Origin of the sequence: Clostridium sp. KNHs205, from assembly GCF_000702945.1 — a bacterium.
GTDB lineage: Bacteria > Bacillota > Clostridia > Lachnospirales > Lachnospiraceae > Anaerocolumna.
On record NZ_JNLE01000005.1, the window covers coordinates 648,593 to 671,400 of the forward strand.

General features: G+C 39.3%; 20 protein-coding genes, 1 pseudogene and 1 riboswitch. Of the genes and pseudogenes, 2 read left to right on the forward strand and 19 right to left on the reverse strand.

What is annotated here, in order from left to right; all coding sequences use genetic code 11:
* Positions 1-47: 47 nt before the first annotated feature.
* The 8 genes and pseudogenes from BR73_RS27835 to thiW all read right to left on the reverse strand — a co-directional run bounded on the left by BR73_RS27835 (position 48) and on the right by thiW (position 7,866).
* A complete protein-coding gene (locus BR73_RS27835) occupies positions 48-1,469 on the reverse strand; it encodes a GDSL-type esterase/lipase family protein (protein WP_051685499.1) in 1,422 nt (473 codons plus the stop codon).
* Positions 1,470-1,531: 62 nt separating this feature from the next.
* Positions 1,532-2,734 (reverse strand): MBOAT family O-acyltransferase, encoded by a 1,203-nt coding sequence (locus tag BR73_RS0122470; protein WP_347463496.1) that lies wholly within the window; start codon positions 2,732-2,734, stop codon positions 1,532-1,534.
* A 784-nt stretch (positions 2,735-3,518) separates the two neighbouring features.
* A pseudogene (locus tag BR73_RS29520) lies at positions 3,519-3,690 on the reverse strand (IS30 family transposase); the annotation flags it as partial.
* A 2-nt stretch (positions 3,691-3,692) separates the two neighbouring features.
* Positions 3,693-4,478, reverse strand: a complete 786-nt coding sequence (thiD, locus tag BR73_RS0122475) for a bifunctional hydroxymethylpyrimidine kinase/phosphomethylpyrimidine kinase (protein ID WP_033168095.1) — start codon at positions 4,476-4,478, stop codon at positions 3,693-3,695.
* A 32-nt stretch (positions 4,479-4,510) separates the two neighbouring features.
* On the reverse strand, positions 4,511-5,155 hold the full coding sequence (thiE, locus tag BR73_RS0122480) for a thiamine phosphate synthase (protein ID WP_033168096.1): 645 nt from the start codon (positions 5,153-5,155) through the stop codon (positions 4,511-4,513).
* A 3-nt stretch (positions 5,156-5,158) separates the two neighbouring features.
* The gene (thiM, locus tag BR73_RS0122485; RefSeq protein ID WP_051685500.1) at positions 5,159-6,007 is read right to left on the reverse strand and encodes a hydroxyethylthiazole kinase; all 849 of its coding nucleotides are present in this window, start codon (positions 6,005-6,007) and stop codon (positions 5,159-5,161) included.
* Positions 6,008-6,033: 26 nt separating this feature from the next.
* Positions 6,034-7,335: a phosphomethylpyrimidine synthase ThiC gene (gene thiC, locus BR73_RS0122490; protein ID WP_033168097.1), complete on the reverse strand. Its 1,302-nt coding sequence runs from the start codon at positions 7,333-7,335 to the stop codon at positions 6,034-6,036.
* Positions 7,336-7,365: 30 nt separating this feature from the next.
* A complete protein-coding gene (gene thiW / locus BR73_RS0122495) occupies positions 7,366-7,866 on the reverse strand; it encodes an energy coupling factor transporter S component ThiW (protein WP_033168860.1) in 501 nt (166 codons plus the stop codon).
* Positions 7,867-7,945: 79 nt separating this feature from the next.
* A riboswitch (TPP riboswitch) is annotated at positions 7,946-8,047 on the reverse strand.
* 214 nt (positions 8,048-8,261) lie between these two features.
* On the opposite strand from thiW, the gene BR73_RS0122500 reads away from it, so the two are divergent.
* Positions 8,262-9,635 carry a transposase gene (locus BR73_RS0122500; protein WP_033165108.1) on the forward strand — a complete coding sequence of 458 codons (1,374 nt, stop codon included), beginning with the start codon at positions 8,262-8,264 and terminating at the stop codon, positions 9,633-9,635.
* Between the two features lie 192 nt (positions 9,636-9,827).
* Here BR73_RS0122500 and BR73_RS0122505 read toward each other — a convergent pair whose 3' ends face one another.
* From BR73_RS0122505 to BR73_RS0122550, 10 genes are all read right to left on the reverse strand, one after another.
* Positions 9,828-10,793 carry a helix-turn-helix transcriptional regulator gene (locus tag BR73_RS0122505; RefSeq protein WP_033168098.1) on the reverse strand — a complete coding sequence of 322 codons (966 nt, stop codon included), beginning with the start codon at positions 10,791-10,793 and terminating at the stop codon, positions 9,828-9,830.
* 369 nt (positions 10,794-11,162) lie between these two features.
* Positions 11,163-11,723 carry a histidine phosphatase family protein gene (locus BR73_RS0122510; protein ID WP_033168099.1) on the reverse strand — a complete coding sequence of 187 codons (561 nt, stop codon included), beginning with the start codon at positions 11,721-11,723 and terminating at the stop codon, positions 11,163-11,165.
* Positions 11,724-11,881: 158 nt separating this feature from the next.
* Positions 11,882-12,280, reverse strand: coding sequence for a hypothetical protein (locus BR73_RS0122515; protein ID WP_033168100.1), 399 nt, complete (start codon positions 12,278-12,280; stop codon positions 11,882-11,884).
* Between the two features lie 84 nt (positions 12,281-12,364).
* On the reverse strand, positions 12,365-13,909 hold the full coding sequence (locus BR73_RS0122520; RefSeq protein ID WP_033168101.1) for a hypothetical protein: 1,545 nt from the start codon (positions 13,907-13,909) through the stop codon (positions 12,365-12,367).
* A 353-nt stretch (positions 13,910-14,262) separates the two neighbouring features.
* The gene (locus BR73_RS0122525) at positions 14,263-15,273 is read right to left on the reverse strand and encodes a GGGtGRT protein (protein WP_033168102.1); all 1,011 of its coding nucleotides are present in this window, start codon (positions 15,271-15,273) and stop codon (positions 14,263-14,265) included.
* Positions 15,274-15,292: 19 nt separating this feature from the next.
* On the reverse strand, positions 15,293-15,985 hold the full coding sequence (locus BR73_RS0122530; protein ID WP_033168103.1) for a nitrogen fixation protein NifU: 693 nt from the start codon (positions 15,983-15,985) through the stop codon (positions 15,293-15,295).
* A 282-nt stretch (positions 15,986-16,267) separates the two neighbouring features.
* On the reverse strand, positions 16,268-16,861 hold the full coding sequence (locus BR73_RS0122535; RefSeq protein ID WP_033168104.1) for a DNA-3-methyladenine glycosylase: 594 nt from the start codon (positions 16,859-16,861) through the stop codon (positions 16,268-16,270).
* Positions 16,862-17,215: 354 nt separating this feature from the next.
* The gene (locus BR73_RS0122540) at positions 17,216-18,043 is read right to left on the reverse strand and encodes a carbohydrate ABC transporter permease (RefSeq protein ID WP_033168105.1); all 828 of its coding nucleotides are present in this window, start codon (positions 18,041-18,043) and stop codon (positions 17,216-17,218) included.
* An 11-nt stretch (positions 18,044-18,054) separates the two neighbouring features.
* Complete coding sequence (locus BR73_RS0122545) at positions 18,055-18,942, reverse strand: sugar ABC transporter permease (RefSeq protein WP_033168106.1); 888 nt, start codon at positions 18,940-18,942, stop codon at positions 18,055-18,057.
* A 291-nt stretch (positions 18,943-19,233) separates the two neighbouring features.
* Complete coding sequence (locus BR73_RS0122550) at positions 19,234-20,568, reverse strand: extracellular solute-binding protein (protein WP_033168107.1); 1,335 nt, start codon at positions 20,566-20,568, stop codon at positions 19,234-19,236.
* A gap of 511 nt (positions 20,569-21,079) precedes the next feature.
* Here BR73_RS0122550 and BR73_RS0122555 point away from each other — a divergent pair.
* Positions 21,080-21,934 carry an AraC family transcriptional regulator gene (locus tag BR73_RS0122555; RefSeq protein ID WP_033168108.1) on the forward strand — a complete coding sequence of 285 codons (855 nt, stop codon included), beginning with the start codon at positions 21,080-21,082 and terminating at the stop codon, positions 21,932-21,934.
* A gap of 12 nt (positions 21,935-21,946) precedes the next feature.
* Here BR73_RS0122555 and BR73_RS0122560 read toward each other — a convergent pair whose 3' ends face one another.
* Positions 21,947-22,741 (reverse strand): class I SAM-dependent methyltransferase, encoded by a 795-nt coding sequence (locus BR73_RS0122560; RefSeq protein ID WP_033168109.1) that lies wholly within the window; start codon positions 22,739-22,741, stop codon positions 21,947-21,949.
* Between the last annotated feature and the right edge of the window lie 67 nt (positions 22,742-22,808).

Consider the following 22,808-nt stretch of genomic DNA (forward strand, 5'->3'; position numbering starts at 1 on the left):
TGCAACAGCCTTAATTTTATAAAGGGGGTATATCCTTTTTATTCTAGTTATTTAACGACGCCATGGTTTAATAGAAATTCTGTCCATATCTTATAATAGGCTGCTTTCAGATGAATATTGTCAAAGGTATATTTTTCAGGAATACCACCGGTCTTATCTGTAATAGCTTCGTTCACATCAATATAGAAAGTAGTCTTATTATCAGCCAGCGTTGCAATTCCGTTATTCCTGTCTTTGATGTTCTTATTATTAAAGATAGGGTCGGAGTCGGATTTTTTCTTGGTTACATTCATAATACCTTCAATATAGATTATGGCATCTGGCTGAAGCTTCCGGATTTCTTCAATTACCTTTTTATACTCCGCAACAAAGGTCTTGGTGGTTCCTGTTCCTAATTCATTAATTCCAAGCATAATATAGATCTTGCCGTATTTCTGTTTTGCCAAAGCCTTGTCTACAGTAAGCTTCTTTCCATTTATTTCGGCAATTTCTTTTTCAAAGATATCATAAATCGTAAGACCTACATCTGCAAAATAAGTCGGCTCCGTCCAGCCGGAATATTCTGATAGTCCTACTGTTCTGGAATCACCGATAAAAAGTGCGTCCTTGAAGTAACTTTTTTCCACGGTCTCATATTCAACGTCTGTTTTTGTACCCGAACCCGAATTGTTGCCTTTGCCGGTACTGCCGTCTTTACCTGCATTCTTACCGGTATCGTTATTTTTATCCGTATCGCTGCCTTTTACCGGTTTCTCGCCTTTGCTGCCTTTATCGGTACTTCCGTTGTTAGCGTCTGGATTGTTAGTGTTGTTATCCGTAGTACTGTCTTTATCCGGAACACTACCTATCCCGGGGTTACTGCCTTTTTCTGTACTGTCTTTGCCGGTACTTCCGGAAATGTCGTTACCAGTACTGCCATCGTTTCCGGTAGTATGTGTATCTGTACCATTACCAGTATTATTATTTTTTCCGGAATCCTTATTAGAATCCATCGGTTCATTAGTTCCCTTCTTGCCAGAATCTATGGCTGTACCGGAAGCTGCCTCTGAGGTACCTTTATCCGGCTCATTACCTTGAGAATTGTTGCCGGCAGAAGGCTTGTTATTTCCTTCTCCGGGTGTTTTTCCAGGTCCAGGTCTGTCAACCTTGCTATTATCAGCCGGATTGCTTGTATCCTCTTCATTCCCCATAGGGTTCTTTGTATCAGCACCTGTTTTTCCGGAATCAGCGGTTAGCTGCTTACCATCTTCTGAGGCTTCTTTTGGATTACCGCCAACGATATTCCATGGATAATTTCCATCTTTTATTCCTTCAAACACAACTGCAAGCTGCGGCACCTTTAATATATCAACAGAGTAATCAGCATATACGCTGTTCTTGCCGGCATATCCAAGGAGACTGAGAAGCAGTGTACTGGCTGCTACCGCAAACAGGAAATGATATCTTTTCAAATTCCTAAAATGTTTCATAATTTCACTCACATTCTTCCGCCAGAGGGCGGTATATAATCAAACGTCAAGAAGCTTACTGATTAAAACTGGAAATACAGGAAGGGATTATTTATTCCGTTGGCTAAAAGATATACAGAGTACCAGAAGACCAGGAACAAAAAGGCTGTGCAGAAGATACTGTTTTGAAATTTCTCAAACAATCTCTTACCAAAGGGGAAGCAGAAAAAAAATCCTACTATAAACAACCATTTGTATTGTCCGAGATACTTCATAAAATCTCCGGCGTTCACATTTATGCCAGGTACAATTCCGAACATTCTGCCAAAATAAATACCCGCATCCCTTAAATTGCTGATAGCAAATAATGTCCAGGTAAGGGGAATCGCGAGAAGCATATAGATTCTTGCTATAACCCTTGAATTGTCCAGTATTCTCTTAAAAAACAACTTTTCCAGCAGTATCAATAGAAAAAGCACCAGACCCCATAATACGAAATTCCAACTGGCTCCATGCCATAAACCGGTCAAAAGCCATACTACCAGCATGTTTAAGGCAAGGCGTCCGGTTCCTCTTCTGTTTCCACCAAGGGGAATGTACACGTAATTTCTAAACCATGCTCCCAGAGTCATATGCCATCTGCGCCAGAACTCTGTCATAGATTTGGACATATAGGGATGGTTGAAGTTCTCCGGTAAATGAAAGCCCAGCATTCTTCCTATTCCAATGGCCATCAGGGAGTAACCCTGAAAATCAAAATAAAGCTGCAGGCTGTAACCGAAGGAGCCAAGCCAGGCAAGAGGTGTCGATATACTTTCAAAACCAATGGTCTGTATATCATTCCAGAGTATGCCGATACGGTTTGCAATGAGTACTTTCATACCAAGTCCGACCACAAAAAGCTTTAAGCCCTTTTCAAATTTGAACAGGCCATACCTTCTCTCCTCCAGCTGTTCTACCATGTCACCGTAAGCTGCGATAGGTCCGGAAACCAATTTAGGGAACATCACCAGGTAAGTGGCAAAGCGGAACAGGTTATGGTTTTCCTTACAATCCCCTCGATAAATGTCAATTACATAAGATACTGCCTGGAAGGTATAGAAACTGATTCCTAATGGCAGTCCCAATTGCAGGGAGGCAATACCCGTACCATGTGTTAAGGCTCTAAGAGGTACATTTATGTTTTCAATAGCAAAATTTATGTATTTGAAGAAGAACAATATTCCAAAGTTAAAAAGCAGTGCTGCTATAAGCCATATCCTGGAATATACTTTATTACGCTTCATTTCTCTGACCGCTAAAAAATTGACCAGGATTGAAATAAGAATCAGAACGAGATATTTTAAATCTCCCCAAGCGTAAAAACACAGGCTCCCGAGAAAGAGAACAGCATTCCGAAACCTGGCAGGCATAACATAATAAATTATTAAAAACAACGGTAAAAATCTAAAAATAAATTCCAGACTGCTAAAAACCACTGCTTTGTCCTCCCTCTTGTTGTCATTATATGGTCCATGCCATATTAGATATTCCTATATAAAAATAGGCTACGAGAATGTATTATAAACTATTTTAAAAATAATACCATTAAGTAAGCTTTAATTAATTTTACAATTTAGTAAACAAACTTACAAAAAACTTAACAATTTCGACATCTTCGTAGTTATATGTAAATATATGTATTTTATCTGCTGTTTCTTTACTGTTTTGTTATATTTTACGCAGATTTAACATACTTCCAGAATTCTTTAGTTGTACCTTTATGCATACCGTTTTATCCTCTTAACCAAAAAAAAGGCTGCCTGAAACTCGCAGCTTATAATACAGCTTCTGGTAAATTCTCAGGCAACCTGTTTTCAATTATGAGTATTTTTACAGATAATCAATTTTTTTCATTTATCAAATCTTTTCTTTTATTGAATCTTTTCATTTATCAAATCTTTTTATTTATTGAATCTTTTCTTTTATTGAATCTTTTCATTTATTGAATCTTTTCATTTATAATTTTTTTCATTTCGCAAATTTCAATAATAAGTTGGACTAATTATCTTGTTATATAAAACACCTTATTTAAACTGCACAAATTAGATTCAATTGATCTTCATATAGTTCCTCAGGAATTTTGTAAATGAAGAAACTTTCCAGGGAGAGTATTCATCCATTCCTCTATGAAGGTGATATCATTAAGGCTATACATTATCCGCTTTCCTTTTGGAATAAAACTGTGTATCAAGCCATTATACACTATAACGACAGATTCCAGATATGGTTTAGCGGTCCGTTTCCCTGCCCCAGCTTAAGATTTGCTCTGATTGCACCGGTTACATACTCCTTGGCAGCGGTAATGCTATCTCTTATTACCATTCCTTTTGCCAGATTACAGGCAATGGCTGAGGATAAGGTGCAGCCTGTTCCGTGAGTATTTGGATTGTTGATTCTCTCCTGCCTGAACCAGCATACTTCACCCTCCTTATACAGCAGGTCGTCACAGCATTCCTGCAGATGTCCCCCTTTTATCAAAATATATCCGTCATACCTGCTGCCAATCTTTTGTGCAGCAGCCAGCATATCACTTTTGGTCCGGATGCAGATACCACTGACGGCAGAGGCTTCGTACAGATTTGGGGTAAAGATATGGGCCAGGGGAAGGAGTTCTTCAATTAAGGTAGATACTGCCTCTTCCTTCAAAAGACTTTTTCCGCTAGTGGAGACCATTACCGGATCTAATACGATATTTCTCAACTGGTATTCTTTCAGCTTCCTGGCCAGGCTCTTCATGATTTCTGCATTATACAGCATTCCAATTTTAACTGCATCCGGAAAGATGTCTTCACAGATGAGGCTTAACTGTTCCCCTACAAACTGAGGACTGACTTCATATATCCCGGAAACACCAAGGGTATTTTGTGCCGTTAGGGCTGTAATTACACTCATGCCATATTGTCCGTGGGCAGTAATGGTCTTTAAGTCTGCCTGTATTCCCGCTCCTCCGCTGCAGTCGGAACCTGCAATGGTAAGTACTTTTTGCATAAGTCGTCTGTCTCCTTCCCTTCCTTAACTAATCAAGAAGATGCTATTATCTGTTTTGCAAGCCTTTTCATTTTTGCTGCGGCCTGCATAATATCCCTGCTGCCAAGAATCGCAGATATAACAGCCACACTGCTTATACCGGTACCTGATAATTGGAAAATATTTTTACTGTTGATTCCTCCGATGGCTGTCACCGGTATGGTTACCTCATGACATATGTCCTTTAAGGTTTCAAAGGTCAGCAGACTTGCATCGGTTTTCGTAGAAGAACCAAATACTGCACCTGCCCCCAGATAATCCGCCCCTTTTTCCTCTGCTTCTGCTGCCTCACGGACATTATGAGCTGACATACCGATTATCTTATTCTTTCCGAGGATTCTTCTTGCTTCAGTAATATCCCCATCCTTCTGCCCCAGATGTACACCAGCGGCATCCACTGCCGCCGCTACATCAATTCTGTCATTTATGATAAGGGGAATCCGGTAACTGTCCGTCACTTTTTTTACTTCCAGAGCTTCTGCGGTAAAAGCATCAAAGGAAAGTTCTTTCTCTCTCAGCTGTACCATGGTTACTCCCGCTCTGACGGCAGCTTCTACCTGCTCTGCCAATTGCTTCTCCCCCAGCCAGGTTCTGTCTGTAACCAGGTATAAAAGCATTTTATCCCTTAGCCTGTCCATAATCTAATATCCTTTCTGTTCTTCTCTCAGCAGAACGCGTGCTTTCAGTATCTCTTCCTCCATGTTACTTATGGAATCCATTAGATGAATTTTCAAGGAAGCCGTCCCCTCATTCCTCTCCATGATTTTCTCATAAGCAATTTCTCCGCCTATTCCCATGGCTGCGGCTCCTGTAATTGCAGCCCTTAAAGGTTCCTCCGGAAAAACAGCACAAAAAGCACCGATAACAGCACTAAGCATACAGCCGGTTCCTGCTATTTTACACATGGCTTCATGTCCGTTACGGAGATAAAAGACCCTTTCTTTCTCTGCAAGAATATCCGTTTCTCCCGTAAGAACAATGACTGCTCCGGTCCTTCCAGCAAGTCCTTTTGCTGCCTTAGAGGCTTCCTTTTGATTATTTCCTGTCCCGCTGTGCTCTTTGACTGCATCCACTCCTTTTGAGCTGCCGGTTCCTTTATATAAAATCTGTATTTCGGAAGCATTTCCTCTGATAACGCTAAATTCTATTTCCTCCAGTAACCGAAAAGCTGCCTTTAAGCGGTAAGCAGAAGCTCCCACTCCCACGGGATCCAAAAGTACAGGGAGTCGCAGTGCATTTGCCTGTTTACCGGCTCTGATCATAGCCGATAGCCTGTTGTCATTTAAGGTTCCCAGATTGATTACCAGAGCATCACAGCCTGCCGTAATTTCCTCTGCCTCCTCCGAAAAATCTGCCATTACCGGATATGCACCACAGGCCAGCAATATATTAGCGCAGTCGTTTGCGGTAACATAGTTGGTGATACAGTGTACATGAGGTGCTCTCTCCCGTAATTTCCTGAAACTTCCCTCAAAAATAGTATGTACCATTATTTCCTTCCTTTAAAAAAGTAGTCCTAAAGTATTTCTACCTTTTCTCCGTTTAATATTTTGTTGGTGGTTCTCATTGCACACATTTTGCCGCACATGGAACAGCTGTGCTTATCTGATGGCGGTGCACTTTCAAAATATTCCCTGGCTTTCTTTGAATCAAGAGCACAGGCAAACATTTCCTCCCAGTCAATTCTTCTTCTGGCATCGCTCATCCGGTTATCCTGCTCTCTTGCTCCCGGTATACCTTTGGCAATATCCGCCGCATGAGCAGCAATTTTGGCTGCCATGATTCCTTCCTTTACATCGGACAGGTCCGGAAGCCTTAAGTGCTCCGCAGGAGTAACATAGCAGAGAAAATCCGCACCGTTTGCAGCCGCTATGGCACCTCCGATAGCCGATGTAATGTGATCATAGCCAGGTGCAATATCCGTTACCAAAGGGCCCAGAACATAAAACGGTGCACCATGGCATAAACGTTTTTGAAGGGTCATATTGGCAGCAATTTCATTTATTGCCATATGTCCCGGTCCCTCCACCAGTACCTGTACGTCCTTTTCCCAGGCTCTTAAGGTCAGCTGCCCCAATTCAATTAATTCTCCCAGCTGTCCGGCGTCCGTACTGTCATGAATGCTTCCCGGACGGAGCGCATCCCCCAGACTGATGGTAACATCATATTCTCTTAACAGCTCCAGGACTTCATCGTAATATTCATAAAAGGGATTCTCATTTCCTGTCATCTCCATCCATGCAAACAACAGGGACCCTCCCCTGGATACGATATTGGTCAAACGGTGGGAGGCTTTAAAGATTTCAACTGCCCTCTTATTGATTCCCGCATGGATGGTCATAAAATCCACACCCTGTTTGGCATGTGCTTCCACCACCTTCAGAAAATCCTTTGCTGAAATATCCATTAGATCTTTCTCCAGATAACCTATTGCATCATACATGGGAACTGTTCCGATCATAGCCTTTGAGTAATCAATCAGCTGCCTGCGAAAGGTATTGGTCTTGCCATAGTTGCTTAAATCCATAATAGCCTCTGCACCAAACTCCAGGGAAAACCTGACTTTTTCAAATTCCTTTTCATAATCCGCGCAATCTCCTGAGACTCCCAGGTTGACATTTATTTTTGTCTTTAAGCCTTCCCCGATTCCTTCCGGGCTCAGCGAAGTATGCAGCCTGTTAGCTGGAATAACAATACGTCCTGCAGAAATCCGCTCCATGAGCAGTTCAGTATTCATCCCTTCCTTTTTAGACACTATTTCCATTTCTTTTGTAAGTATCTTCTTTTTGGCTGCTTCCATCTGTGTATGATAATTCATTTTTATTACCTTCTTTCTTATTTTCAGCTTTTAAAGTTGTTCGTTGTGAAGAATTTTTTGTAATATACCGCTTCTGCTTAAGGATAACAGGAGTACGACGGATATTATTGCACCGGCGAAGGAACTGATACTAAAGGGTATTACGAAAGCGTAAATAGCACCTTTACCGGATAAAAACATCGCTGCAACCGGATAGGCTAAAAGAGCTCCAAGAATTCCGGTACCCACAACCTCTCCCAAAAAGGCTGCTCCAAGCTTTTTTGTGTATTTATAGAGTATTCCGCAGAGTAAAGCCCCGCACATGCTCCCGGGGAAAGCCAGGATACTTCCCGTTCCCATGATGTTACGAACCACTGAGGTAACAAAAGCCATGGAAACTGCGTATACCGGCCCCAGCACTACTCCGGCAATCACATTAAGGAAATGCTGCACTGGAAAAACCTTGGAGGCACCAACAGGAATATAGAAGGTTGAGCATACTACTCCCAAAGCGGTTAAAACCCCTGCCAATGATAACTTTTTTACTGACATATGTAATTTATCCTTTCTATTTTTTAAATAAATAAGGCCAAAAAAGGGATATACCCGCAGGTATATCCCATAAATACGATTCATCCATGTTATACTTCCCTACGTTGGCATTATCCAAATCAGGTACGGTCGAAACTATTGTTTCCTCTCAGCCTGCACACAAGCTCCCGAAATTATTTATTTAGTTTAATTATAGTATCCATAATCTGTAATGTCAATTGTATTACGGAAACCTTTCTCTTAAAATGTATTATTAAGTTACTCAAACTTCGCACTTGAATAAGTGCCTATGCACCTTGAAAATTCAATAATAACTGGCATAAAAATAGCATGAAACCGCTGGTTTTGTTATAATTAAGTTACCACACAAAATCAAACAATCGGAGGTTCATGCTATGACAAAAAGTATAACACAAAACAACCAGAATGATAACCAGATTTCTGCATCAATCAGAAAGTTTTTTACAAGATTTCATCTTTCATCGGCTCTCAAGGCTGCTAACGCATATAAAACGAAAGGATTTCCTGTAACCGAGATTTATCAGTATCTATTTCTTTTGATTTTTTCAAATAGAAGCATGTATATGAACATGTTGACAGGACGAAATACTCCGACCTTTGCCAAGGATACTGTCTATCGTTTTATGAAGATGATTCATATCAACTGGATTCGCTTCACATCGGTGCTTTGTTCCAGAATCATCAGGGATGCCATTCTTCCTTTGAATGATGAGAACAGGGTAAATGTCCTGATTATTGATGACTCGATGTTTGAGCGAAGCCGTTCAAAGAAGGTAGAACTTCTTGCTAAAGTATATGACCATGCGAAACATGCGTACCGTTACGGATTTCGTATGCTGACACTCGGGTGGTCAGATGGAAGCACATTTCTGCCAATTAACAGCATTCTTCTGACTTCCGAGAAACAGAAAAAACGTATCAATGAAGCAGCAATACTGGATAAAAGAACAGCGGGATATAAACGTCGTAAACTTTCTATGACCAAGGGTACGAAAGCCATGTTGAAGCTGTTGGAATCTGCCAAAATAGCATCCATTCCAGCAAAATATGTCCTGTTTGATAGTTGGTTTACATCCCCTAGCACAATACATGCCGTGAAGGAAATCGGTTATGATGTTGTGGCGATGGTTAAGAGGACACCAAAAATGTTCTTCCGCTATAATGGTACAGATATATCCTTGCCGAAAATCTATAATCAGAATAAGAAGCGTCGTGGTAAATCGCGATTCCTATTGTCTGTTATGGTAGATGTTATCAAAGACGGAGAAACCGTACCTGCTAAAGTAATTTATGTCCGGAATAAAAACAATCGTAAGGAATATCTCTGCATAATCTCCACCGACATAACGATTGATGAGGATGAAATCATCCGCATTTACGGAAAACGATGGGATATCGAAGTATTCTTTAAAATTTGTAAAAGTTATCTTAGACTCAGCAAAGAATGTCATTCACTTTCTTATGACGCAATGACTGCCCATGTAGCGGTTGTTTTCACCAGATATATGATGTTATCCGTTGAGAATCGGGAAACAAAGGATGAACGTTCTCTAGGTGAGTTATTCTTATACTTTTCTGACGAATTGTCTGATATCACATGGATTCAGGCCTTTCAAGTGATGCTTCAAATGTTCAGAGCACTGCTTGTAAATGATTGTGAGCTATCAGACGAAAAAATCTGTGAACTCACGGATGCATTCATGAGTGCGATTCCATCGGTACTAAAGGAACGCTTACTAGCAGCGTAAAACGAGCTGAACATTGACAACTTAATTACTGCCAGGTATTGAATTTTCAAGGTGCATAGCTAAAATCCATGTGCGAAGTTTGAGTAAGTTAGTTTATATTCACATTCTATTATTGATTCTTGTCTCATCCCAATAATTTCTACCGATATCTTATCAATACTAGTTTCAAAGATTGAATCAAATTTAATTCGTTTACTTCCGTACTGGTCTGATATACTTGAAAAAACGTTCCGGATCGTGATACATATAAATTATTCTGCCGGGGGAAGTATCAAAACAATAGCCGGTGCCTGCAAAGTCAAAGGTTGACATAGCCGTTTCTATCTTTTCCTCCACACTGCGATTTTCCTGTTCGTAATCGAAGGGACCATGTTCAAAGACAATATACTCGGCTTCAGGAACATCAATCATAAGCATTTGCGGCGGTACTTCACCTTGATAATCAGCGGGAAGACGAACACCATAACACTCTGTACGCGGTATACCCCAATCGCAGAGCCTGCCCTCCGGGTCATTGATGTACGCCATAATCTGGCCGCTGCCGCTGTTAACTTCGCTCCCGCCATCGTCATCTAATTTACCCTTGATACTATCCAGCAAGCCGCAGATTGTTTCGCAATCCTGTCCCGGAATCAGACTTTGCTTTTGCCAAAAATCCCAATATCCATTGCTTTCATAGTTCTTAATATGAAGATACTTATGTGCTGGAATGGTTACAAAATAAATTTTAACATCATCTTTAGATTTTATCATACCAATCTCTCCAAATCCATAAAAGTAGCGGTCGAAAGGGGTAATTTTTGTACGAAGAAGGACAGGCTCAGGTTTTTTGCGGTATTCACTTGGTGTTATACCGTAGGTTCCCTTAAAAGCTCTTGTAAAAGCCTCGTGGGATGAAAAGCCATAATCAAAAGCAAGATCCAAAAGGCTTTTATCACTGTCTCTCACTTCTTTGAGCGCAAAGGCCAGTTTTCTAAGCCGAAGATATTCCCGAAACTGCATACCCGATATTTCCTTGAATTTTCTGGTAGTGTGAAATTCAGAATAACCCAGCTTGCGGGATAGAAACCGCAATGTCAGTGCCTCATTGTGACGCTGTCTAATACACTCGTCTATTTCATCAACAATTATTTGAATCTGCCTGTGCCATTCGTACATTTGGCCTTTCACCTCGTTTCAACTGCTCTGCTTTTATTATAATGATACGGAGCGATGACTGCTTGATTTTACTTGCTAATCTCTTACTAACAGTCAATTTCTTGATGCGTTGTTGTCTGACGATAAAAACCAGTCAATTAAAGTCAGACTTAAAGCGATTGTTTTCCAATTAAGCTTATGGTTTCTTTATTAGTGGTGCTTCCTTAAGCATGACTCATTCCTCTTAAACACTATCCATTCATTAATATAAGTTTTATATGATATAAATTAAATGTAGTTCTTTTTTCTTGATAATGACAGATTATATATATAATGGGAATTTCGATATCGCTATCAACTGTTAAATAAGATAACAATAAGAGTGTGAACTTAGCAAAAGGAATAGATACATTGTTCCTGTCCTATTTCATATTTGCATTCTACAATTTCGGCTGGTTTCATTTCTTCAATATAAGCCAAGGTTCTTAAGGACATCCCATGCCCGACAAGAATTACTTTATCATATTCTGCATATTTATCAGCAACTCTTCTCATCCTTATTCTCATATCGTTAACCGTTTCCCATAACTTTCTAGTTCCTAATGGATAAACACCTTTACATTTAACGAATTCTTCTGTTAGGCGAAAAGCTTCTTCAGATGTAGTATATTTATTTGATAAATCGGGAAGCCATTCATGTAAATCAAGTTCTACCTTGACCACAATACTAGTGTTTCTCGAAATAATCTGAGCTGTTTGTAAAGCCCTAGTATATGGGGACGAAATAATTAGTTCAGCAGTTTTTAGTCTCTCATCCTTAGCCGTTTCCTCTGCTTGTGCTATGCCTTTCTCAGACAATGGGGCTAAGTCTCTTCCAAAGCCAAAAAAATGATGTTCCATTAATTCACCATAGTCAGCCTCGCCATGTCTTATTAAGTAAAAAGTTGCCACTATAACACCTCCGAAAATACGTATATATCATTAGTTCATATCGCCACCTACAGCAAATCTCTATTTCTTAATACTATCATCTCTAATAAATATAATGGGAAGTTCATATCCTCCCCTATAAAATTTGGAATTTTTCTTTGTAGAGCACTTATTTTATGCTAGCAAATTTCTTTATTATCATTCAAAAATTGTGTAAGTGCTTTGATTTTATCTTCCACATTTTTCATGCGATCACTTATCAAATTTTGACATAATGGATTTCTTTCCTTAATTAGTTCTAGTTCTCTTCTTTTTCGGGATATGTTATCACTATTTTTTTCAATTAAACTGAATTTCAATGTTATGCTTGGATTATCAATCGTTTTGTATGTAAAACCAAAATATTCCGGTTTCTTTTTTAACTCATATAGATGTGATGCACATCGTACTAAAACAAAAACTGACTCACCGATATAAAGAACCTTATATTTGTTGTTTTGCTCAATACTAACGGCATAAATGCCTGCACCTATTGCTTGGATTAAATCATCCTGAAAAAATTCAACTTTGATATTCATATTTATCACCACTTTCTTTGACAAAATCAAATAGTCTATTACTTATATTTTTCATTCCTTAATAAACATAATGAAAAGTTAAATTTACATATAAAACTTAAATTCTTCAAAACACAATTTTATCTGTTCGGTGTATTTTTCTATCCCCTTTTGAACATCATGTATGAAAAAATTTATTTTTTCATTTTGTGATACCGTCAATTTTTTGTCCACAAAATATGAATTGAAGCTATCGGGATTATATTGATTTATTTCATCTTCATCTATTCCGACATTGTAAGCTAATGTGGTTGTAGATAGCTGTAACTGTTTTATTGTATCCAGTTCCCATGTTGTTAATAAATTTTCGAATATTGCAATAGACTTATCACATTCTAACTTTAATTCGTATGCCGTAGTTATGTACTGCATAAAAAGTTCTTTTGGTTCGTCAATGGGTGGGAATTCTTGTAACATATTGTATTGCCTTTTAATTAGGTAAAACAAATTATGAAGAGAATATTTTTTTACTTGCGATATCTCTTCTTTTTTCTTTTTTCGCAATCCGATAGAATAGATAAAGAAACAGAAAAAAACAATAATTCCGGCAGAGCATATGTATGTAATGATTTCTTTAATGCGGTGTATATCCAAAGTAAAATTAAAGGATAAAAGTTCTTTCAGGGGTACATAGGAGTTACTTAGTATTAGACCGATTATACAAGCAAGCATACCGATTATGCACCATATAATATAAAATCGTGTTCTTTTCATATAATTCTCTCCAACGTGCATTGATAGCCGTTTTTCTAGTTTACCTAAATTGGCCTTCATATCTGTTTCAGTCAAACTAATCACTAAGGTTTGTGCCAAATGATTACGCACGGCCGTAATTTTGGATAAGTAAACTCCCGCGAATCGAAATATCTTGCACTTAATCTTTGACTTTTGTGATTTGCTACCCTTTACCCGTATAAAGACTTGTTCATATGTATTGTATAGTGCTAATCCATATACAATGGGAAGATTAAGAAGAAGCAATAGAATAGGCAGTAAGAGCTCCTTTAATGCAGCCACATTTATAATTTCATTCGGTGTTTTGATAATATGCGCAACAGTATTTATGATTACCACTACACAAAAGATTACAATAATCCAGTCGAAGAAACGTTTAACTTGTTGGTGATTTTTTTCTTTTGCTGATATCGCATATAAAATTCCAATAAATACAGTAATTGGTACAGCAATGATCTCCGTGACTAATCCAAATGTCCAAAAGTTCAGTATAAACTCGATGATAACAATTAACGCTATGTTTTCTTTTATTAGTTGTGCAAAGAAACGGTTATCTTTTGCCTTTTCTATTGTTTTAATAAATAACGGTAACTCTAAAAACAAGACCCAAAAAATTGTATCTTTTAGTAAAGAAGTATCCCAAAAACCCATTGCATATAACCCATATGTCACTAATCCGAAATAGCTTAAAAAGACAATATAAAATACAACAAATTTGCGACAGAATAATATTGGAAATACTGATGTTAAAAATTGGCGAACAGGTTTTGTAAAAACCGAGATAGCAACAGCAAGCATAACCCATATTCCAACTGCAATTTCACGATTATTAAAGACTTCTTGCAATTCACTCACTAATTCCCTCCTCCACTAATATTAATGATATTAGTCTAAATTGAACATAATTTTAACCTCTCCAACTTCCCATTATTGCTAATACATGTAGTCTAAATATACCACTATATGGATAATACTTCAAATTATATAATTTATAATATTACTTTTTTTACAATCTTAAATTAAGTAACGACAAAATTATATAAGGTTATCTTATGAATACAATTACAGAATACAATCTCAAATCCTAAACCCCATCCCGTACTATAAAAAAACTGCCCACCAGTCTATCCGTAGTGGACAAACCGTGGGCAGTGAACAAGTTTTTAACAAAACTTGATTATATTAAATTTAAATAAATAGCAAAATCCTTAGAATTTACCTGCATCAGCAGCCTGCTGAATGGCTACTGCAACCGCTACTGTGGCTCCAACCATAGGATTGTTACCCATTCCGATAAGACCCATCATCTCAACGTGAGCGGGAACGGAAGAAGAACCTGCGAACTGAGCGTCAGAGTGCATTCTACCCATAGTATCTGTCATACCATAGGAAGCAGGACCTGCTGCCATGTTATCAGGATGAAGTGTTCTACCTGTACCGCCACCAGAAGCTACGGAGAAGTATTTCTTACCCTGCTCAAGACATTCTTTTTTGTAAGTACCTGCTACTGGATGCTGGAATCTTGTAGGATTAGTGGAGTTACCAGTAATGGAAACGTCTACACCTTCCTTGTGCATGATTGCAACACCTTCAGTTACGTCGTTTGCACCATAGCAGTTAACTTTTGCTCTGTCTCCATTGGAGTAGGATTTACGGTATACTTCCTTCACCTCTCCTGTATAGTAATCCATCTGTGTCTCTACGAAAGTAAAGCCGTTGATTCTGGAGATAATCTGAGCTGCATCTTTACCAAGACCGTTTAAGATAACTCTTAAAGGCTGTTTTCTTACCTTGTTCGCGGAGAGTGCGATACCGATAGCACCTTCAGCTGCTGCGAAAGACTCATGACCAGCAAGGAATGCGAAACATTCTGTGCCTTCTTCTAATAACATCTTTCCTAAGTTACCGTGTCCTAAACCAACTTTTCTCTGGTCAGCAACAGAACCGGGGATACAGAAGGCCTGAAGTCCTTCACCGATTGCAGCGGCAGCATCTGCTGCTTTTCTGCAGTCTTTTTTGATAGCGATTGCAGCACCTACAATATAAGACCAACAGGCATTTTCGAAACAGATATTCTGAATACCCTTTACCTGGTTGTATACATCAAGACCGGCTGCTTTTGTAATCTGCTCTGCTTCTTCGATGGAAGCTATTCCATAGCTGTTTAATACAGCATTGATTTTATCTATTCTTCTTTCATATGATTCAAATAAAGCCATTTTATGTATCCTCCTTCGGTTATTCTTTTCTGGGGTCGATGATCTTCACAGCATCCGCAACACGTCCATACTGTCCTTTGGACTTCTCATAAGCGGTTGTAGGGTCTTCACCTTTTTTGATGAAATCTGTCATTTTGCCCAGATTCACGTACTGATAACCGATTATCTGATCTTCATCATCCAGAGCGATTCCGGTTACATAGCCTTCTGCCATTTCAAGGTAACGGGGACCTTTCTTTAAAGTACCATACATAGTACCAACCTGGCTTCTTAAACCTTTTCCTAAGTCTTCAAGTCCGGCTCCGATTGGAAGTCCTCCTTCAGAGAAAGCGCTCTGAGTTCTACCATAAGCGATCTGTAAGAAAAGCTCTCTCATAGCTGTATTGATAGCATCACAAACAAGGTCTGTGTTAAGTGCTTCTAAAACAGTTCTTCCGGGAAGTATTTCAGCTGCCATAGCTGCTGAATGTGTCATTCCTGAACATCCGATGGTCTCTACCAGAGCTTCCTGGATAATACCGTCTTTTACGTTCAGGGTCAATTTACAGGCTCCCTGCTGAGGTGCACACCAGCCAACACCGTGTGTTAAACCGGAAATATCCTTCACTTCTCTGGCCTGTACCCATTTTGCTTCTTCAGGGATTGGTGCTGCACCGTGGTTAACGCCTTGCGCAACCGGACACATCATTTCTACTTCATGTGAATAAATCATGTCTAGACTCCTTTCAATGTACATCAATTTTGCAGTATCTACTATCTAGTCGCGGATATGGGGCTATTAATGCCTCATAAATGCGGTAATACCGCCTTGCAGGCAGGCTTGTATCCCCTGCCTTCTATGCTTTTGTAAGCAGACAGTATGTTATTATTTTAACACCGCACTTATTCTCTCATAAAAAGTCAAATTAGTCCATAGTTTTTGAGAAAAAATTATTAACAACCTACTTATCTCTTACAGGGATTTTATGCCATTTAAGGAATCTTTCAGAATTGTTTACTTTACTTTAACAGATACATAAGGATTATTCTTAATGGTAAAACGCCAGAGATAATCTTTCGCTTCCCCTGCATAATCAATATTGATCCGTTTGGAGGTTTCTATTTCGATTTTCTCTGATTTTTTCGGTTCTTCAAGGTATAATTTACTGTTACACAGATCCAGACCATAATGTTCCTTGGTAATCCCCATTCCCTGACACAATTTACCGGGTCCGTTAAGGAGCATTTTGAATTTGGTATTTTTTCTTCTTTTTTCCATGATATCAATGCCTTCCAGCGGTTCAAGCGCACGAAGGAGTACCACCTCCGGTATATTTTCTTTATTGGCTACAATATTCATACAATTATACATTCCGTATATCAGAAAAATGTAGGCATATCCTCCTTCGTTGTATTGGATATTGCACCTGCCGTCTCTTTTACCTTTATATGAATGGGCTGCTGCATCGATTACTCCCATATAACTTTCTGTCTCAACGATGATCCCTTTGGTTATACCCTCTTCCGATTCATGGACCAGTACTTTTCCAAGAAGAGCCTTTCCAAGATTTATACCGTCCTGTCTATAAAATTCACGTGATAATTTCATATCCGTATTACTCCTTATGGCTCATGTTTATCCTAGTACTGCCTTGTAAATTTCATTTATTCAGGACCCCGCTATGCCATTAATTCCTGCTAATACATATTTTCTACTACATATTTGCTACTGCATTCCTGCTAGTAATACTTTCTATTTAATATTTTCCAACCGTAGAGTTACTGCTGCATACTTTTTACAGAATACTTGTTACTGCGTGCTGCTACTGCATACTTTCTACTTCATTGGAGCTGCCGGAAGCGCTGCTCCTCATTCCTCCGGCCAAGTAGAAGCAGTTTTCCGCCTCACCTCAAGTTATCCATATAAAGTATAGCTAACTCCAATTGTTATTTCAATGATTATTTATCCTTTTACAGCTCCTGCCGTTAGTCCTTCCACAATCTGATTGCTGAAACAGCAATATACCAGAATGGAGGGAACCACAGCTATTACAATAGCAGCAAACATCTGTGTATAGTTTGTTGAATAAGGTCCTACAAAATACGTTAACGTCACAGAAAGTGTTTTCTTGGCTGCATCGGAAATGAACACCATTGCTAAGAGAAGTTCGTTCCAGTTACTTACAAAGGTCATAAGACCGGTAACAAACAGACCTGTCTTAGACAAAGGCAGGGCAATCTTAAAAAAACTGCCATAAATAGAACAGCCGTCAATACAAGCCGCTTCAAACATATCCCCTGGCATACCACGGAAGAAATTTACCAGAATATAGATCGTCATCGGTAAAGAGAAAGTTACATAGGGGAGTATTAAAGAAAGAAGGCTGTTCGTCAGCCGCCAGCTAGAAAAGGCAACAAACAGCGGTATTAACACACAATGCACCGGTATCATCATTCCAATGAGAAAATATCCCATAGCTGAATTGGCGAACTTCCATCTCATACGCCCGATGGCAAAGGCAGCCATAGCTCCAATAAGCATGCTTGCTGCCAGTGTAATGACACAGACTATTACAGAATTTAATGTTGCAAGTCCTAATTTTCCCGCTGTCCAGGCTACCCTGTAATTATCCCATTGTAATGTCTTTGGGATTTGAAAGGGACTGCTGAATATTTCCGCATTTGTCTTAAAAGAAACCAATATGACCCATAACAACGGTGTTATGTAGATTACAGCCAATAGTCCAAGAAATATATATATGAACAGGAAACTTACTTTAAACTTTCTCACCTGCTAACCTCCTACATTTCATAATCTTCTGTCTTAAGACATTTACTGATAATAAATGTTACAATGATACATAAGACCAAAAGCACAACCCCTATGGCACTGGCATAACCGTATTTAAAATATTGAAACCCCTGGTTATACAGATGGGTGGCAAGCACATCCGTCCGATGGTTCGGCCCTCCCTGGGTCATGTTATATACCAGATCAAAGAATTTCAGGGAACCAATACAGTTCAGAGACAGAGAGGTGGCTATCATAGGCTTGATTAAAGGTAGGGTAACATGGCAAAAACTTTTGAACCTGCCGGCACCGTCTATATAAGACGCCTCATAAAGCGAACCGGAAATTCCTGCAATCTGCGCCATATATAACATCATGGTAGTCCCCACATACTGCCACAGGGCAACAAAAGCAATTACCCACATGGGCAGAACGATATACCCTTTCGTATCCATCAGCCAAAGAGGCCCTTTTATACCTATCAGGCTGAGCAGTTGATTGATACCCATCTTCGGGTTAAAGAGAAAGGACCAGAGAAGTCCCAGCGCTGCGGAAGATAATACTGCAGGCAGATAATAGATGTTTTTAAACAGATTTCTACCTCTCTTCACATTGGTAAGCAGTGCAGCCAGCAGTAAACCCATAAATTGCTGACTGACAGCAGAAAACAGCATAAAGAAAATGGAGTTCTTTAAGGCTGTCCTCATGGTGGCATCTTCCGTAAACAACTTTTTAAAATTATCAAACCCTGTAAATTCAGCACCGGTTAAAGCATTCCAGTTACAAAGAGAATAATAAAGTGCCTGGCAAATCGGCACTAAGAGAACAGCTGTAAATAAAATAAATGCAGGTGCAACAAACAGAATAATTGCTGTCTTATTACGATATATTTTGTCCATAGGTACCTCCCTGGCAATTTTTACTTAACTTCGTTGATACGAACCCCAGGGGCTGCGTAAACGAATGTTACAAGAATGCGCAAAAAGAATGTCGCAAGAAGTCCTTGGCTTTTCTGTCATGAACGGTCTGAAAGACAAATTGCCAATTCTGTGTACTGAAAGCGAACAGTTTTTTTACGGTTATAGTACACAGAAATGGGTAATGTGCCTTTCAGTTGTTGTGTGAAAGAAAACCATGGGACTTCTTACAGCAGCCTTGTGAAATAAACAGTCTCCTTTTTACCCTTCGTTCTATTTTTTATTACGGACATTCTCGGTATAGAAAGTTTGAACCTGTTCAAAAGCCTGTTCAGGGGTCAGACTGCCCAGGAACAGATCGACCATTGCATTATCAAATACATCTCCAGCCTCCACCGATACCAGGGATTCATTATAAAAGCCCAGCGTTCCGGTTGATTTAGACAGGATATCCATTACATAGCCAAGCTGTGCCGGTGCTTTTTCCTTATCATATGCCACGTCGATTACCGGAATCTTACCAGCGATTTCAGCTGTGTATTTTTGTGCTGTCTCATCAGTAAAATATTTCATTAATGCCAGGCAGGCTTCCTGGTTCTTCGTGGTAGCACTCATTACAAGGTTGTCTGTCTTAACGATCATACGGTTAGGATCTGCTCCGCCTTCTATGCCGGGGAAGCTGAATACACCACATTTTGCCTCGAATTCCGGGTTATTTCCGTTAATCTGTCCAATTGCCCAGGAACCCTGAACCAGCATGGCAGCTTCTCCGTTATAAAAGGCAGCCGTTGCCTGATCATTGGAATCCCCTGCTGCAGTTTCCTGAAAATACTTGGATAGCTCTACCAGTTTATTGCCTGCATCAAGAAAGGTCTTGTCAGTCCAGTCAAGGGTTCCTTCATTCACACCCTTCAAATTATCCGGTCCGCCCTCACGGTCACAAAGATAACCCGCAATCATGGACAGGCACCAGGCTGTTCCGGCCGAACAGGAAATCGGTGTATATCCGGCTTCTTTCAGCTTCTTGCAGGCTTCAATCCACTGATCATAGTTTGCAGGTACCTCTACGCCCGCTTTTTGAAACATTTCCGTATTATAGAATACCAATGCTGCTGCAAAGTTGGTAGGCACTGCATAAATCTTTCCGTCATAGGTCATACGCTCAAAGATACCTTCTGTAAAATTACTATACCAATCCTTTTCACTGGTTTTAAGAATATCCGTTAAATCCGCTGCAACACCGGCCTCTACATATTGGGTAAGATTTGGACCGGGACTACATATAAACACATCAGGACAGTTCTTGGAGGCAATCAAGGCATTCAGTTTGGTATCATATTCCTCCAGATTTGTGGTAACAGCCGTTACATGGTATTTATCCTTGTAATCCTCATTGAACCTGTTAATAACATCAGCATAACCCAGGGAAATCAAATCCTCTGTTGCTGTCAGATCATCCCAGAACATCCATTTGATCTCCTGTACTTTCCCATTTGAAGCATTTGCGGCCTTATCTCCTCCGTTAGCGTTATTACCTCCGCACCCCGCGAAGGAACCGCATACCATTACCGCTGTGAGAAGTACTGCAAGAACTTTTTTCTTAAACATAAATACATAACCTCCTACTCATTATTAATTGTGGTAAGTAAACCCAATATTCAGCCTAACCTTTAAGCAATGAGTAAAGTATAGCAAAGCAATTACCCATTTTCTTCCAAATAATTGCTCATCTACTCCTAATTCTTGCTATAAACATGAGTACGATATAAAACCTTATTTACTCCGCGTTATCTATAGTGCTTATACTAACTTGATTTTCCTTGTAAGAAATATACAAAATAACCTTTCTTTCTTATAGTACAAAGGTATATACTAGTTATATACTCTATTATGACTCTAAAAAAATCGCAATTTTTAAGAAACCTACTTCCTGTTCTGTACAGACGCCCAACTTTTTGTTTACCATACATATTTTTAAGTAGTGTTACTTGCTGCCTGGCTAGCAATCCCGCAGCAGAAAACCACCATGGAGTTTTAAACAATGAAAGAATTTTCAGATACTCTTAGTTAAACAAAAACTTTATTTAAACTATATAGTAAGGAGAGCGAGGTTATAATCATGATAGAAACCTTGAATGGAATAAAAGAAACCGTTAATTTTAAGACCAATACGACCATAAGGCTTTATGCCAATGAGGACTGTGAAGCCTATCCCAGCCATTGGCATGCTCCTCTGGAAATCATCATGCCCATTGAAAACAGTTACCGGGTCACCTGCTGTAAGACTTTGTTTACTTTACGAGAAGGTGATATCCTGATCATTACTCCGGGAGCCGTTCACAGTATGGAAGCGGAGATTGGAAAAAGACTTATATTTCAGGCAGATTTTACTCTTCTTCACGGAATAAAAGAATTAGAAGCAACTTTGTCCATTATTTCTCCTGCTCTTTTGATAATTCCCGAGGATAAAAAAGAAGCCCATAATAGCATCAAAGAGCTTCTTTACGAAATTTCCGAAGAATATTTTAATGATATGTCTCTCAGTGAAGCTTCTATTTACGCGAAGCTCCTTGAGATCTTTGTACGTATAGGCAGAAGTTATTCTCCTAATCTGAATTGCTTTAACAGCAGGCTTAATAAGCAGCGGGAATATACCGAACGTTTTCTGTATATCTGCAGCTATATCAGTGAACATTGTGCGGAAGACATAAGCCTTGATAAGGCTGCAGCATTATCTGGCTTCAGCAAATATCACTTCAGCCGCCTGTTCAAACAGTTCACCAATGTCTCTTATTACAAGTACCTGAATAAAAAGCGCATCGAAGCAGCTGAAAAATTATTGGCTGATAATGAATTAACCATTACAGAAGTATCCCTGCGGTGCGGTTTTTCAAGTCTCTCAGCATTTATTCGTATGTTCCGGCTGGTGAAGGACTGCACTCCCACGGAGTTTAAAACCATGTATACCTCTTAGTGGGCTATAACTCTAAATCTTTCTGCTTACCAAAAGATAAGACAGCGGAATACCTTTATGATTCAATTCCTGAAAGGATTCCGAGATATCATAATCAAATTCCTTCAGTTTGGTTATGTTCATCCCATTTTGAATTATTCCATTCATGATATCTGACAGCGTATGTGAATAACTGTAGAAAGTCTTTGATTCATAATCTTTCCCACACATATATCCCATACCGTTATTCTCAATCCAGGGATCTTCTTTAAAATAGGAGTTCACAATTTTTTCAGGCATACTTTCGTTGAAGTTCTCTTCTCCATATACACCAAACATACCTGTTACCGGATGCATCTCATTGATAAATAATAGCCCTTTGGGTTTCAGACAGGCTGCTGCTTTTTCAAAAAATGTCCTTAAATCACGAAACCAGGCCAAAGCCCCTATGGTTATAAAAATATAGTCAAAGCTGTTATTATAACTTTCGTTGATATCTCGTATATCTGTTGCGATAAAAGTACAGTTTAAGCTTAATTCCCCGGCTTTCTTATTGGCAAAGGCAATCATATTTTCTGCAATATCAAAGCCTGTACCACTAGAAACCCCCAGCTTCATAAGTCCCATCAATTCCCTTCCGTTATTGCAGCAGAACTGTGCAATTGACTTACCCTTAAAATCATACTGGGTAAGTTCCTCTGCCAGCACTCCTTCTATAAATGGAAGGTTCTCATTTGCCAGGCGGGAATCAATATCATCTCCCCAGCCTTCCTTGTGATTATTAAAAGCCTCTTCCCAGGCCTCTTTATTATTTATGGTATAATCCATTATAAATTCCTCCCTGTTTAACAATTGTATAGCTTAACTTATATTACCACACTTGGTGCCACCTGTT